Origin of the sequence: [Clostridium] colinum, assembly GCF_940677205.1 — a bacterium.
GTDB lineage: Bacteria > Bacillota > Clostridia > Lachnospirales > CAG-274 > Tyzzerella > Tyzzerella colina.
Genome location: NZ_OW712331.1, coordinates 346,568 through 361,015, shown reverse-complemented (window position 1 = coordinate 361,015; position 14,448 = coordinate 346,568). Strand labels below are relative to the sequence as shown.

The 14,448-nt window shown below is 28.1% G+C and carries 11 protein-coding genes and 1 rRNA gene; 2 read left to right on the top strand and 10 right to left on the bottom strand.

Features of this window, described 5'->3' with window-relative positions; translation table 11 throughout:
• Positions 1-34: 34 nt before the first annotated feature.
• The 10 genes from NBW53_RS01720 to NBW53_RS01675 all read right to left on the bottom strand — a co-directional run bounded on the left by NBW53_RS01720 (position 35) and on the right by NBW53_RS01675 (position 12,150).
• Positions 35-1,553: ribosomal RNA gene (locus tag NBW53_RS01720) — 16S ribosomal RNA — on the bottom strand.
• Positions 1,554-2,459: 906 nt separating this feature from the next.
• Positions 2,460-2,807 carry a type II toxin-antitoxin system PemK/MazF family toxin gene (locus tag NBW53_RS01715; protein WP_250278404.1) on the bottom strand — a complete coding sequence of 116 codons (348 nt, stop codon included), beginning with the start codon at positions 2,805-2,807 and terminating at the stop codon, positions 2,460-2,462.
• A gap of 156 nt (positions 2,808-2,963) precedes the next feature.
• Positions 2,964-4,103 (bottom strand): alanine racemase, encoded by a 1,140-nt coding sequence (alr, locus tag NBW53_RS01710; protein WP_250278403.1) that lies wholly within the window; start codon positions 4,101-4,103, stop codon positions 2,964-2,966.
• 37 nt (positions 4,104-4,140) lie between these two features.
• Positions 4,141-4,788 (bottom strand): hypothetical protein, encoded by a 648-nt coding sequence (locus NBW53_RS01705; protein WP_250278402.1) that lies wholly within the window; start codon positions 4,786-4,788, stop codon positions 4,141-4,143.
• Between the two features lie 211 nt (positions 4,789-4,999).
• Positions 5,000-5,719 (bottom strand): MurR/RpiR family transcriptional regulator, encoded by a 720-nt coding sequence (locus NBW53_RS01700; protein WP_250278401.1) that lies wholly within the window; start codon positions 5,717-5,719, stop codon positions 5,000-5,002.
• On the bottom strand, positions 5,703-6,500 hold the full coding sequence (locus NBW53_RS01695; protein ID WP_250278400.1) for a MurR/RpiR family transcriptional regulator: 798 nt from the start codon (positions 6,498-6,500) through the stop codon (positions 5,703-5,705). Before NBW53_RS01695 ends, NBW53_RS01700 begins: the two co-directional genes overlap by 17 nt.
• A gap of 275 nt (positions 6,501-6,775) precedes the next feature.
• On the bottom strand, positions 6,776-8,110 hold the full coding sequence (locus NBW53_RS01690) for a 6-phospho-alpha-glucosidase (protein ID WP_250278399.1): 1,335 nt from the start codon (positions 8,108-8,110) through the stop codon (positions 6,776-6,778).
• Between the two features lie 19 nt (positions 8,111-8,129).
• Positions 8,130-8,513, bottom strand: coding sequence for a hypothetical protein (locus tag NBW53_RS01685; RefSeq protein ID WP_250278398.1), 384 nt, complete (start codon positions 8,511-8,513; stop codon positions 8,130-8,132).
• Positions 8,514-8,626: 113 nt separating this feature from the next.
• Positions 8,627-10,195 carry an alpha-glucoside-specific PTS transporter subunit IIBC gene (locus NBW53_RS01680; protein ID WP_250278397.1) on the bottom strand — a complete coding sequence of 523 codons (1,569 nt, stop codon included), beginning with the start codon at positions 10,193-10,195 and terminating at the stop codon, positions 8,627-8,629.
• 386 nt (positions 10,196-10,581) lie between these two features.
• Complete coding sequence (locus tag NBW53_RS01675) at positions 10,582-12,150, bottom strand: S-layer homology domain-containing protein (RefSeq protein WP_250278396.1); 1,569 nt, start codon at positions 12,148-12,150, stop codon at positions 10,582-10,584.
• Between the two features lie 236 nt (positions 12,151-12,386).
• Between NBW53_RS01675 and NBW53_RS01670 the strand changes: the two genes are divergently transcribed.
• Together NBW53_RS01670 and NBW53_RS01665 are read left to right on the top strand one after the other, a co-directional pair.
• A complete protein-coding gene (locus NBW53_RS01670) occupies positions 12,387-12,743 on the top strand; it encodes an Asp23/Gls24 family envelope stress response protein (RefSeq protein WP_250278395.1) in 357 nt (118 codons plus the stop codon).
• 19 nt (positions 12,744-12,762) lie between these two features.
• Positions 12,763-14,394: a DAK2 domain-containing protein gene (locus NBW53_RS01665; protein ID WP_250278394.1), complete on the top strand. Its 1,632-nt coding sequence runs from the start codon at positions 12,763-12,765 to the stop codon at positions 14,392-14,394.
• Positions 14,395-14,448 lie beyond the last annotated feature (54 nt).

The following is a 14,448-nucleotide window of genomic DNA, read 5'->3' as shown; positions in this document are numbered from 1 at the left end:
AATAATCAATGAATTAGCTTCCCTTTTTCCTTAGAAAGGAGGTGATCCAGCCGCACCTTCCGATACGGCTACCTTGTTACGACTTCACCCCAGTCACTGGCTTCACCTTCGACTGCTCCTCCCTTGCGGTTAGGTCACAGGCTTCGGGCGCTTCCAACTCCCATGGTGTGACGGGCGGTGTGTACAAGACCCGGGAACGTATTCACCGCGACATTCTGATTCGCGATTACTAGCGATTCCAACTTCATGTAGTCGAGTTGCAGACTACAATCCGAACTGGGACTGCTTTTTTGTGCTTTGCTCCATATCACTATCTTGCTTCACTTTGTTACAGCCATTGTAGCACGTGTGTAGCCCTAAACATAAGGGGCATGATGATTTGACGTCATCCCCACCTTCCTCCGTGTTATCCACGGCAGTCTCCCTAGAGTGCCCATCCGAATTGCTGGCTACTAAGAATAGGGGTTGCGCTCGTTGCGGGACTTAACCCAACATCTCACGACACGAGCTGACGACAACCATGCACCACCTGTCACCGATGTTCCGAAGAAAGTCTGCATTACACAGATTGTCATCGGGATGTCAAGTTTAGGTAAGGTTCTTCGCGTTGCTTCGAATTAAACCACATGCTCCACCGCTTGTGCGGGTCCCCGTCAATTCCTTTGAGTTTCAACCTTGCGGTCGTACTCCCCAGGTGGAGTGCTTATTGCGTTTGCTGCGGCACCGAGAATCTCTTCCCAACACCTAGCACTCATCGTTTACGGCGTGGACTACCAGGGTATCTAATCCTGTTCGCTCCCACGCTTTCGTGACTCAGCGTCAGTTTCAGTCCAGTAAGCCGCCTTCGCCACCGGTGTTCTTCCTAATATCTACGCATTTCACCGCTACACTAGGAATTCCGCTTACCTCTCCTGTACTCTAGTTACACAGTTTCTTATGCAGCCCTGAGGTTGAGCCCCAGAATTTCACATATGACTTGCATAACCGCCTACTCACCCTTTACACCCAGTAAATCCGGATAACGCTTGCACCATACGTATTACCGCGGCTGCTGGCACGTATTTAGCCGGTGCTTCTTATTCAGGTACCGTCATTTATTTCTTCCCTGTCGATAGAAGTTTACATACCGAAATACTTCTTCCTTCACGCGGCGTTGCTGCATCAGGGTTCCCCCCATTGTGCAATATTCCCCACTGCTGCCTCCCGTAGGAGTTTGGACCGTGTCTCAGTTCCAATGTGGCCGATCACCCTCTCAGGTCGGCTACTGATCGTCGCCTTGGTAGGCCTTTACCCCACCAACTAGCTAATCAGACGCGGGCCCCTCCTATACCACCTCAGTTTTTCCAACTTGCAGATGCCTACTTGTTGGCTTATCAGGTATTAGCATCAATTTCTCAATGTTATCCCTGTGTATAGGGCAGGTTACCCACGCGTTACTCACCCGTCCGCCGCTAAATTTTATAAAAGCAAGCTCCCATAAAACTCCGCTCGACTTGCATGTGTTAGGCACGCCGCCAGCGTTCATCCTGAGCCAGGATCAAACTCTCATTTTAATTCTTTAAACTTTAAGTTTAATTCGCTCAGATTACTCTGACTTTTTCTCTTTTTTAGTGTTTTTTCTCACTTGAATTTTTCGGGTTGTCTAATTCACTTTTTGATTATTTAGTTTTCAATGTTCAATTTTTTATAATATCTTTAACTAATCTCATTTTTTGTAAATTTTATTAGTTACTTGTTCTATTATAACATTTTTTTCATTTTTGTCAAGCACTTTTTATTTTATTTACTTGACTTTTGATTTATCGTCGTTTTAGCGACTTAATTAGTTTATCACTTATCTTTCATATTGTCAAGAACTTTTTTCATCTTTTTTACATTTTTTCTTTTTCTTAACAACTTTATTTTAGCGACTTGATTATAATATCATAATACATTTTTCATGTCAATACTTTTTTATTAATATTTTAAAAAATTTTATTACATAATAATTTAAAATTTTTTAATTTTTTTAAGCTAACATTTAAAAAATTACATATAATATTATAAACCCTTAAGATATTTTAAATTATTATAAATAATAAAAATAAAAAACAGTATAAAAATATTATATAGATAAATATGAAATAAAATATAAATAATAAGGAGCTTTACTTAAAATCGTATTAAAAATAAATTTTTATACACTTTTTCTTTTTTACAATAAAATCAAATTTTTTAATACAGTTCATTCAAAAAGATAAGCCTTTTTTTATTAAAAAAGTGTAGACTTTCTCTAAACTCTTTCTATATCCTAAATGTTGATAACTTATTTTTAAATATTAAAACTATCCACAATATATTAACAAATATTGTGGATAGTTTGAGCTATAGACAAATTCAATTATGAATTACAATTTATTTAAGATTATGAAAGTTTTTATAGTTTTAAAAAAGCTAAAGATTTTATCTTTAACCTTGGCTTATGTATTAAGTCCCAAGCTAATTAACAACGCTTTGTCTACTTTACTCATTATAGTATCATCTAAATGGCCTATTTTTTCTTTCATTCTTTTTTTATCAATAGTTCTTACTTGTTCTAACAAAACTACAGAATCTTTTATTAAAGGATATTTTGTACAATCTATTTCTATATGTGTTGGCAATTTAGCCTTGTTTATTTGAGATGTTATAGCCGCACAAATAACAGTTGGGCTATATCTATTTCCTATATCATTTTGTATAATTAAAATTGGCCTAACGCCCCCCTGTTCGGAGCCTATAACAGGGCTTAAATCTGCATAAAATATATCCCCTCTTTTCACAATCATATTTTTTCACACTCCGCATTAATTTTGTTCTTTATATATATATTCATAATATCACCTACTAACTAATTTGTTATCTTTATTATGAACATATTTAAAAATATTTATACTTAATCTACGTTTTTATTTAATATTTTTGCGGGAGTATTTTTATATAAACTATTTTTTTATTTTCAAAAATTGATTGTTTTTTATATAAACTCTAGGTACTCTTTTTCCTATATTACATACAATTTCATAATTTATAGTGCCTTGTAAAGAAGCTATTTCTTCCGCTGTTATTCCTTCACCCATAAGAATAGCTATATCTCCTTGTTTTATATTAGATATATGTGTTACATCTATCATAAATTGGTCCATACAAATATTTCCTATAACATTTGCATATTCTCCGTTTATAAAAACTCTTGCTTTATTGCTTAAAGCTCTTGCATATCCATCTGCATAACCAACTGGTATTGTTGCTATTTTAGTTTTTTTATTTGTAAAATATGTACGACAATAACTAACACTAACATTTTCTTCTACTTCTTTAACATAGCTTATATGAGTTTTTAGGCTCATAGCTGGTTTTAAGTTTATAGTTTTTAAAACTTGATTAGATGGATACATACCATATAATATTATCCCTGCTCTAACCATATCAAGCCTATATTCTTCTAAATCTAATATAGCTCCGCTATTAGAGATATGTTTTATAATATTTTCAAATCCTCTTTTTTCTAATATATCTACAACATATTTATATTTTTCAAATTGATTTTTAGTAAAAGATTTATCTTCCATATCTGACGTTGCAAAATGTGTAAATATACCTGTTATATTTATGTATGGTAATTTTTTTATAGCTATTATTTGTTCTATGCTTTCTTCTGTTGGTAAAAATCCAAGTCTAGACATACCAGTGTCTATTTTTATATGTATATCTACACTTTTTTTAATCTTTGTTGCCTCATCCGACAATTTTTTTGCCATTTCATAAGAAAAAACAGTTTGAGTTATATTATATCTTATAACTTGTAAAAATTTGTGTTCCATAGTGTGCCCTAAAATTAAAATAGGCTCAAATATATTGTTTTTTCTAAGCTCTATAGCTTCATCTATTATAGCCACTCCTAGCCAATCTGCTCCATTATAAAGTGCTGTTTTTGCTACCTCAACTGCTCCGTGTCCATAAGCATCTGCTTTTACTATTGCCATTATTTTTGTTTTTTTATCTATATTTTTTCTAATATTAGACATATTATAAGCTATATTGTCCAAATTTATTTCCGCTATCACTCTTTCATAATCTATCATATATTATCCCCTTTTAAAGTTATTATAATATATAATACTAATTTTCTTCTGGTTTTGCAATATTTTCTATATCAAATTTGCTATCTTGAATTTGAGGATTATAAATAAAATTATCATATTCAACTAAAATTCTTTCTTTTCCTTCTGTATCATATATAATAAGTTTTTCTGGAGCTTTTGTTTCATTGTTTATCCATAGCTTTTCACTATCAAAATATTTGTTACCCCCAGGTATTTTAGCCTCCAAAACAGAATAAACATTGTCATCTATATTAGCTGTTTCTAAAGCTATATCTTTACTTTTTAAATGATTTTCTAAAAAACTAAAAAGACAAATTTCTTTTCTAGCCATTTTATCTTTATCACCTACTGATATTTTACTATCTAATGTCGGATTATATTGCCAAAGTATATTACCATCAAAAAGTATTATATTTCCTTTTACATTATCTGGAGAAGTAGCCTCTATGTAATATCTACCATCATTTTTAGCTTGTTGAGCTATATTATATTTATTTTCCCCATTGTTAGAATAAAATGTTACTTCAGCATTACAAGAATAAGCCTCCATATTAACAAACTTCTCTTGTACACTTACATAATCGTCTTTATCCTCTTTATTTTTAGAACAACCTGCTAATATAAAAATAAGCATAATAAAAAAAGATTTTTTTAGAAAATTCATATTTTTTCTCCTTATATATTTTTTATATAAATATACTAAAAAAATCTTATTGTATGCTTACTTTTTTTATTTTATCAATTTAATAAATTATAAATATATACTAAAAACAAAATATTCTAGACTAATTTTTTCTTTTTTATGTAAATATAAAAATTATAATCACAAGACGAGACTTTGTTGTATTAAGAAATCTACTTTTTTCATACCCCTGTTATAATCCTTTATATTGCATATACTTAAATATTAATATTTCACTTATCATAAAAAATGCTGATGTAGAAAATACGTTGTCTTTTATATAATGAGTATAAAAAAATAAATTTATATCACTTATTTGGGCTAGTTCATTATTTCCATCTTTAGTAATAGAGATAACTTTTACACCTTTATTTTTAAGCTTTAATGCAAAATCATTTACAAACTTATCATTTCCTGATAAAGAAATTATAAAAAATACATCTTCTTTTTGTAAAAATTTAATTACAATCTGCGTTTCTTCTCTTCCTTCAATAACATTTAATAATTTATTTGAAAATAAGAAAGAATTTTTTAAAAATTTACAAACACTTTTTTGAATAGATCCACTTGCATAAGAATAAATTTTATTTGCATTGTCTAATAAATTAAAAATATCTGTACAATCTCTATTTTTTATAATATTTAAAGAAGATATTAAATCATTATATATTTTATCTAGTTCATTTTCTTTTATTTTAGTTTTTTTCTCTTCTTCCCATTTTAAATATATTTTTAATTCACTATAGCCTTTAAGTCCTAGCTTTGTAGTAAGCCTAAATATACTTGTATGAGAAACGCTACATTTTTTAGCTAATTCTTGTATACTAATATTAATACATTCTTTTCTGTTGTTTAATATATAATTACATATATGTAAATCATTTTGGTTTAGCTTCTCATAGTTTTTGTTCACTAACTCCTCTATACCCACCATCACACCTCTTATCTATATTTTTATATTCAATATATTTTAAAAATAAAATTTCAATTAATATAAAATATGAAACTACTGAATTATATACTATATTGTTTAATGATGAAGAAAGAGAAACAGAAGATATATATAAATTATAGCTACTTATATGTGCTAAAGAGTTATCTTTTAATTCAGTAATAGATATAGTTTGTATATTACGTATATTTAAATATTTAGCACAATTTAAAATAAATTCATTTTCTCCAGAAACAGATATAAGTATAAAAACATCATCACTATCTGCCAAATTTATAATCATTTCTGCCTCGTTATATCCACTTATATCATAAAATATCTTTCCTGCTGCCATAAAAATTCGCTTTAGCTCTTTTTTTATAGAAGATTGTACCATACCAAAGCCAATTAAATAAATATTTTTAGCATTGTCAATACATTTAAAAATATCATTACAATTTTTATTTTTTATATATAACATAGCTTGCTCATAAGCATTACAAACTAAATTTATGTTATCTATACTATTTATAGTTTTTTTATTTTCTAGCTTTAGATATAATTTTAGCTCGCTATAACCTTTTAATGATAATTTTTTAGCAAATCTTAATATAGTAGTTCTAGATACATTACATTTTAAAGCAAGTTCATCTATAGATAAATTTTCACATTCTTTTTTATTATTTTTTATATATTCTAAAATAAATAAATCATTTTGATTTAAACAATTATAATGTTTATTTACAAGTTCATCAAAACTCATAAATACCTCCCTTTTATAATTTTACATTAATTTTACTACATATATAAAACTTTGTCTACACAAACTAAATTATCTTATATATAGTAAAGATATTAAAAAAATAGATAGTTTTAAACTAAAAATAAATAACAAATAACCTTCAATTTAACTCTTATGTAATAAAATACACTTTTTAATTTAAAATAAAAAAAGATAAATTTTTATATTTTTAAAAGGATGTAGATAAAGTCTACACCCTTTTAAAAATATATAATTTAATATAATTATTTGCTCATTTATTTCAACTCTGGCCAATAATCTTTGTTAGCCTCTATTAAATCATCTAATATAAGTTTAGCTACTTTAGCGCTAGGGACAGTTTTTGATAAAGTCAAAGCTTGCCATAGCTTTTGATAGCTTCCCTCAATCCACGCTTCAACTGTCAATTTTTCTACGCTAACTTGTTGTTCCATTAGTCCTTTTTGAAACTGAGGTATAACCCCTTGACATATTTTTTCATATCCATTACTACCTACAATACAAGGAATTTCAACCATTGCTGTTTTATCAAAATTTTCTATTGCTCCCTCATTTTCTACTATTAATAAAAATCTTTCTTGAGTATTTTTTGCAATAGCACAAGCTAAATCTACAATATAAGTTGCATGTGCATCTGCTTCAAACCCACAGCCTACGCTTGTTCCTTTTTCTATAATTTCTCTACACATACCAAAGATATGCTTTTCTCTTCCGTCCATAACTTCATTTGCACGAGTATATTCTGGGTTAGAAGTTTCTACTATATAGTCTGGAAATAAATAATATTTTAAATAAGTATTTGGTATAGTTTCTGGGTCTACTGCATAAACATCTTTTGCTTTTTTAAATGTATGAACCCAGCTTTCATCTACATGTTGGTTTGTATCAGATAAAGCATCTGCAAATCCATTTACAGCTATATGTTTTTTTATTTGTGGCATCAAATCTTTTCCTTCTTTATCATATATTTTATGCCACCAACCAAAATGGTTTAGTCCATAATATCCTACTTGCATTTCTTTTCTAGACTTAAGCCCAACCATATGAGCCATTTTTTCTTCTAAATCTATTGGCATATCACAAATATTTAATATTTTAGAATTTGGTTTTAATCTTCTTGTAGCTTCAGCAACAATAGCCGCAGGGTTAGAATAGTTAAGCATCCACGCATTAGGAGAATATTTTTCCATATAATCAAGAATTTCTAAAACGCCACCTATAGAACGCATACCATAAGCTATACCACCTGGACCACAAGTTTCTTGCCCTACAACTCCATATTTTAAAGGTATTTTTTCATCTTTTTCACGCATTGCATATTTACCCACACGAATATGAGCTAATACAAAGTCTATGTCTGTAAATGCTTCTTCTGGTTCTGTTGTATATTTAAATTCTATATCTGGTGCATTTTCTTTAAAATATATTTCACAAGCTTTTGCTATAATCTCTTGTCTTTCTTTATCATTATCATAAAATATTATCTTTCTTATTGGAAATCTATCAAGATTTTCTAATAACATTAATGCAATACCTGGTGTAAATGTACTACCACCGCCAGCAACTGTAATTGAATATTTTTTATTTTCCATAATTATTTCCTCCTAAAAATTAATTTATTTTTATATTTGCAAAAAAACAAATACAAGCTAATATATTTATTGCAATACTTCCATATATTAATGAAAATATTTTATTATTATTTTTTAATTTACAAGCGTCTAAAATGTTAATATTATATGTTTTAATTATTTTATATAGCATAAAGCTTAATATTAGTATATACCATATGTTTTGGAATAAAATTTGAGATAAAATTAATAATAATAAATTTAAAACAACATATTTAATATCTCCCAACTTTAACCTTTGTTCAATTATTGATAACATATATGCAATAAAAGGATTAGTCATTGCTATTAAAAACATTATTGTAATAACTGGATTAGTTTGTATAGCTTCATAAAAAGGTATATTGGTATTTTTAAATAGCATATAAAAATATAAAAAATATAAAATCGGACTTACCAAAAATAGAGTTTTAGTTATTATAAAATATCTATTTATTGTATTTTTTTTAATATCTAACATAAATATCACAACCTTTGTCAATATAAAAATTTTTCAAATTCTTCTCTAACAGATGCAACATTTAACCCTATAATAACTTGATAAGATTTACCCTTACAAAAACAACCGTGAGCACCTATATGTTTAAAATAGTCATCACCTTTACATATTGTTTCATCTTTTACATTAACTCTTAACCTTGTTGCACAATTTGTTACTTCAACTATATTTTCTTTACCGCCTAATCCATCTAAAATTGCTAATACAAACTCTCTATCATCATTTTTATCTTTACTTTTTTTATTTTTTTGTTCTCTATATTCTTTTTTAGACCCAAATTTTATTTCCATATCATCTTCACGGCCTGGTGTTTTAAAGTCAAATTTTAATATTAAAAATCTAAATACTACAAACCATATAAAAGTAAATGTTAAACCGATTAATAACATTATTAAATATTGGCTCCAATGATTTTTCATAAGAGGTATCCAGTTTAAAGATGCCATTTCTATTGCACCACCTGCATGTATTCCTACAATACCTGCCAAATACATAGTTGTTGATAATGTCGCCGCCAATAATGCGTGTACTACAAATAACATTGGTGCAATAAATAAAAATGTAAATTCAATAGGCTCTGTTACACCACAGAAAATTGCTGTTAAAGTAATAGGTATTAATAATCCTAAAACTTTTTTCTTTTTTTCTGGTTTAGCTGTACAATAAAAAGCTAATGCAACTCCAGGACAACCAAATATTTTAGAAAATCCAGTAGATGTAAATCCAGCCTCTGGCACCAAACTTCTTAAGCTCTCTGTTGATGCTGCAATATCTGGTAATTGTGTTGCCCAGTAAGAATATAGTCCTCCAGGAACAAGAACATTATCATACCAAAATGGTGAATATAATATATGATGTAATCCAAATGGTATTAATATCCTTTCAAGAAATACAAATATCCATATACCAAAAGCTCCCATTTGAGTTACAAATCCTTGAAATAACCCCATAATATCTTGTACTTTAGGCCAAACTATTGCGGAAATTAACGCTAATGGTAGCATAACAACAAATCCTATCATAAATATAAAGGTTGAACCACTAAAAGTACCTAACCACTCTGGTAATTTTGTATCAAAAAATCTATTATGTAAATAAATAACTACTAAAGATATACCCAACGCTCCAAGCATACCCATATCAAGTGTTTTAATATTTGCAATCATTGTTAATCCGCTTGTTCCACCAACTTCTGCAGAAAAATCTACTCCAAAGTTAGCTCCCCATTGAGATAAAATAGCACTTAAAAAATAATGAAATGTCAAATATAAAACAAGTGCTTCCATAGCACATCTACCATTTTGTTTATTTGCCATACCTATAGGAAGACCTACAACAAATAATAATGGTAATTGATTAAAAACTGTCCAACCACCTTGTAAAATTACATTCCAACATTTATACCAAAAACTTGTTGGTAATGCTAAATCCCCCATAACTGCTTGTGTGGTAAATAATGTACCAAGCCCTATAACTATTCCAGCAAAAGCAAATAATAAAACAGGTGTAAACATAGCCCCACCAAATTTTTGAATTTTCTGTAACATAGTTTTCACTCCTTTCTAAAAAACATATGTATCTTTATTTAATATTATATGCGTCTTAATATTTTAATCAATATATATAATAGATTTAGAAACAAATTGAAATATTTTTATTTTTTTCACATTTATTGTGATTTTTCACATTTATTTTAGATATTTTATATAAATAATATTAGTGTATTTTATAATTTTTTATTAAACTTTAATATTGTATGAAATTTTATTCAAAACAACTAAAAATCCTATTAAAAAAATTTTTTAATAACTTTTAATTTGATAAAATTTATATTTAGCTTTATATTTTTATACAATAAAAAAAGATAAAGCTATAACTAAATAACTTTATCTTTTTTATTATTCATTACTAAATAACCTTAAAAATGTTAAATTTATTTGTTTACAACATCATAAAGTCTATCCATAATAACAGCAACTTCTGCTTTTGTTATATTTTTTTCAACATTTAGTTTCCCATTACTACCACAAATTATATTTGCATTAACTAAAGCTGAAATATAATCAACAGACTCTTTAGAAATTTTGTCTTTATCTTTAAAATTATTTAAAGATGATGTATTTTTATCTAAATCTATATTTATACTTTCTAAAGCTTTAGCAACTATAACCATAGCATCTTCTCTTAATACTTCATCATTTAAATTATTTAAAGCTAATTCTTCTTTTTTATCTATTCCTAAAGTATCTGTAATAATATTTATTAAATCTGATTTTTTTACGCTTTCATTCGGATTAAATTTATCACTATCTGTATTTTTTATAACACCAACGCTAACTAACTTACTTATAGATTTATTTGCCCAATGACTTTCTTTAACATCATCAAATTTAATAATATCTTCAACTTTTTCTGATTTTTCTTCTTCATTAATTACTTTAACTTCTTCTATTTCTTGGCTGATTTGTTCTTCTACCACTGGTTTACTTTCTGTTGTACTTTCTGTGCCTTCTTCTACACTTGGTACCATTTCTACCATTGGTTTACTTTCTGTTGTACTTTCTGTACTTTCTTCAATACTTGGTACTACCTCTACCATTGGCTTGCTTTCTGTTGTACTCTCTGTGCTTTCTTCTACACTTGGTACCATTTCTACCACTGGCTTATTTTCTGGTTTACTTTCTGTACTTTCTTCTACACTTGGTACTACTTCTACCACTGGTTTACTTTCTGTTGTACTCTCTGTACTTTCTTCTACACTTGGTACTACTTCTACCACTGGTTTACTTTCTGTTGTACTCTCTGTACTTTCTTCAATACTTGGTACTATTTCTACCATTGGTTTACTTTCTGTTGTACTTTCTGTACTTTCTTCTACACTTGGTACTATTTCTACCACTGGTTTACTTTCCGTTGTACTTTCTGTACTTTCTTCAATACTTGGTACTATTTCTACCATTGGCAATTTTTCAGGTTCTTTTTCGAGTTTAGTTTCTACTTCTTCTGATGATTTTACTACTATTTCATCAAAAGTTCCAGTTTTTAAATTCACTTTAAATGATTCTAATTTATTTCCAGTTCCGCTTTTATCTTCAAGTTTTCCTTTTTCAGAATCATATACTAATATGTATTCCGCACCATCTTTTGGTGTAAATCCTAATGTAAGAGCTATTACACTTTCTTTACCAATTTTGCCAATAGCAACATCTGTAACTCTATCTGGTAAATTTACTTCTTTTCCATTTCGTTTTGATATGATGCTAAATCCACTGTTGTCTCCATATCTTTCATTTGCTTCATCTACTTTTAACCCCTTACTTATATATAGATGAATTGTAGATTTTTTTACATCAACTTTAATTAACTTTACACTGTCTTGAGACTTTTCTTTTAAAATAGCATTGTTAGCATACGTATCTGCAAAAACAGCTGTTCCTGATAAAGCTACTGTTAAAGAAACTGCTGTAGCTCTAACAAAATTTGAATATAAATTTTTTTTCATAAAAAATAAACTTCCCTTCTCTTAAATAATAAAAAATAGTTTATATAACTATTCTTCATAAGATTATATCATACGTATCGAGTTAATACAATTATTTTCTACAATATATTTAAAATCTAATTATTTCTAAAAATAAAGTAAAAATTTAACTATATATAAGATAAATAAAGTAAATAGTTGATAAATATATTCCTTTTGGTGTATAATATAATAAAACTTTATACGGAGGTAAGCATATGATAGCTAATATAGAAAATGAATTAGGTACAATTAATATAGAACCAGAAGCTATTGCTAAAATAGCAGGGCTTGCTACGACAGAATGTTATGGAATAGTTGGTATGGCAAGTAAAAATATGAAAGATGGTATTGTAAAGCTTTTAAAAATAGAAAGCCTTACAAAAGGTGTAAAGCTTAAAATAGAAGACAATAAACTTATCATAGATTTACATATTATTGTAAAATATGGTACTAATATAAAAGCTGTGGCAGAAACTATAATAAGTACTGTAAAATATAAAGTAGAAGAAGCTACAAGTATGAATGTTTCTTGTATAAACATATTTGTTGAAGGTATAAAAATAAAAGATTAAAAATTGGAGGATGTAACAATTGAAACTATTAATGCTAGATGGGTATAAACTAAAGAAATTTATTATATCGGGGGCTAACAGACTTAATAAAAATAGAGAAAAAGTAGATGCTTTAAATGTTTTTCCAGTACCAGATGGAGATACTGGTACAAATATGTCTTTAACAGTTATCTCTGCTGCTAAAGAAGTATCAAAAATAAATTCACCAAATATATATGATGTTTCAAAGGCTTTATCTTCTGGGTCTTTAAGAGGTGCTAGAGGTAATTCTGGAGTTATTTTATCTCAGTTATTTAGAGGATTTTCCAAAGCATTAGAAGGAAAAGATATAGCAAATGCAAAAGATATAGCAAATGCTTTTACAAAAGGTATGGAAACAGCCTATAAAGCTGTTATGAAGCCAAAAGAAGGTACTATTCTTACTATATCTAAAGCTATAAGTGAAAAGTCTTTAGAAATGGCTAATAAAACAGATGATATTATAGAAATGATGCAAGAGGTAATATCTTATGCAAATACTATACTAGATAAAACTGTTAATATGTTACCAGAGCTTAAACAAGCTGGTGTTGTAGATGCTGGTGGTAAAGGTCTTTTAAGTATATTAGAAGGTGGTTTGTTTGACAATAATGATTATGTAGAGCTTGATATTACTCCTTCTAAAGAAAATAACTTACCTAATAATACAGAAAATGTAGAAATAAAATATGGGTATTGTACAGAATTTTTTATTAATCTTAACAACAATAATGAAGAAATAGAAAAAGATTTAAAATCTTTTTTAGAAAGTATTGGAGATTCTATTGTATTAGCTAGTGATGATGACTTTATAAAAATTCACGTTCATACAGATAATCCTGGTAAAGTTTTAGAGAGAGCTTTGTTAATTGGAAGCCTCGATAATATAAAAATAGAAAATATGAGAACACAACATACAAACCTTATAGATTTTAATGTAAAAGAAGAAAAAAATAAAGAAAATCAAAAAGAGTTTGGATTTGTTGCAGTATCTATAGGTGATGGTATAAATAACCTTTTTAAAGAATTTGGTGTAGATGAAATTATACAAGGTGGTCAAACTATGAACCCTAGTATAGAAGATATATTACTTGCTGTAGAAAAGGTTAATGCTAAAAATGTATTTATATTACCTAATAATAAAAATATTATATTAGCAGCTAAGCAGGCAAAAGAAGCCTATGATAAAAAGAATATATGTGTTATAGATACTATCAGTATAACTCAAGGTTTTTCTGCTCTCACAAGCTTTCTTCCTAATGTTAGCTTAGAAGAAAATATTAAAAATATCGAAAATGCTATAAAAAATGTATCTACTGGTCAAGTTACATTTGCCGTTAGAGAAACAAAGATTGATAATTTTGATATAAAAGAAAATGACATTTTATGTATGCTTGAAGGTAAAATTAATAATGTATCTAAAGATATACAAGATGGTGCTAAAAAGCTTATAGATGCTATGCTACAAAAGTCTGAAGAAGCTAGTGTAATAACAATATATTTTGGAGAAGATATAAAAGAAGAACAAGCTAGTTTATTAGAAGAATATATTAGTGAAAATTATGATTATGTTGATATAGAAATTATTAACGGAGGTCAACCTTTATATTACTATATAATTTCGGTTGAATAATTAAATTAAATATAATTAATTTTAAAGGGAGCTTTTTAGCTCCTTTTAAAATAT

Excerpts from the sequence above, each read along its gene's own strand:
- NBW53_RS01715 (WP_250278404.1), bottom strand. The coding sequence starts at position 2,807 with ATGATTGTGAAAAGAGGGGATATATTTTATGCAGATTTAAGCCCTGTT.
- alr (WP_250278403.1), bottom strand. The coding sequence starts at position 4,103 with ATGATAGATTATGAAAGAGTGATAGCGGAAATAAATTTGGACAATATA.
- NBW53_RS01705 (WP_250278402.1), bottom strand. The coding sequence starts at position 4,788 with ATGAATTTTCTAAAAAAATCTTTTTTTATTATGCTTATTTTTATATTA.
- NBW53_RS01695 (WP_250278400.1), bottom strand. The coding sequence starts at position 6,500 with ATGAGTTTTGATGAACTTGTAAATAAACATTATAATTGTTTAAATCAA.
- NBW53_RS01690 (WP_250278399.1), bottom strand. The coding sequence starts at position 8,110 with ATGGAAAATAAAAAATATTCAATTACAGTTGCTGGCGGTGGTAGTACA.
- NBW53_RS01685 (WP_250278398.1), bottom strand. The coding sequence starts at position 8,513 with ATGCTATTTAAAAATACCAATATACCTTTTTATGAAGCTATACAAACT.
- NBW53_RS01680 (WP_250278397.1), bottom strand. The coding sequence starts at position 10,195 with ATGTTACAGAAAATTCAAAAATTTGGTGGGGCTATGTTTACACCTGTT.
- NBW53_RS01675 (WP_250278396.1), bottom strand. The coding sequence starts at position 12,150 with ATGAAAAAAAATTTATATTCAAATTTTGTTAGAGCTACAGCAGTTTCT.
- NBW53_RS01670 (WP_250278395.1), top strand. The coding sequence starts at position 12,387 with ATGATAGCTAATATAGAAAATGAATTAGGTACAATTAATATAGAACCA.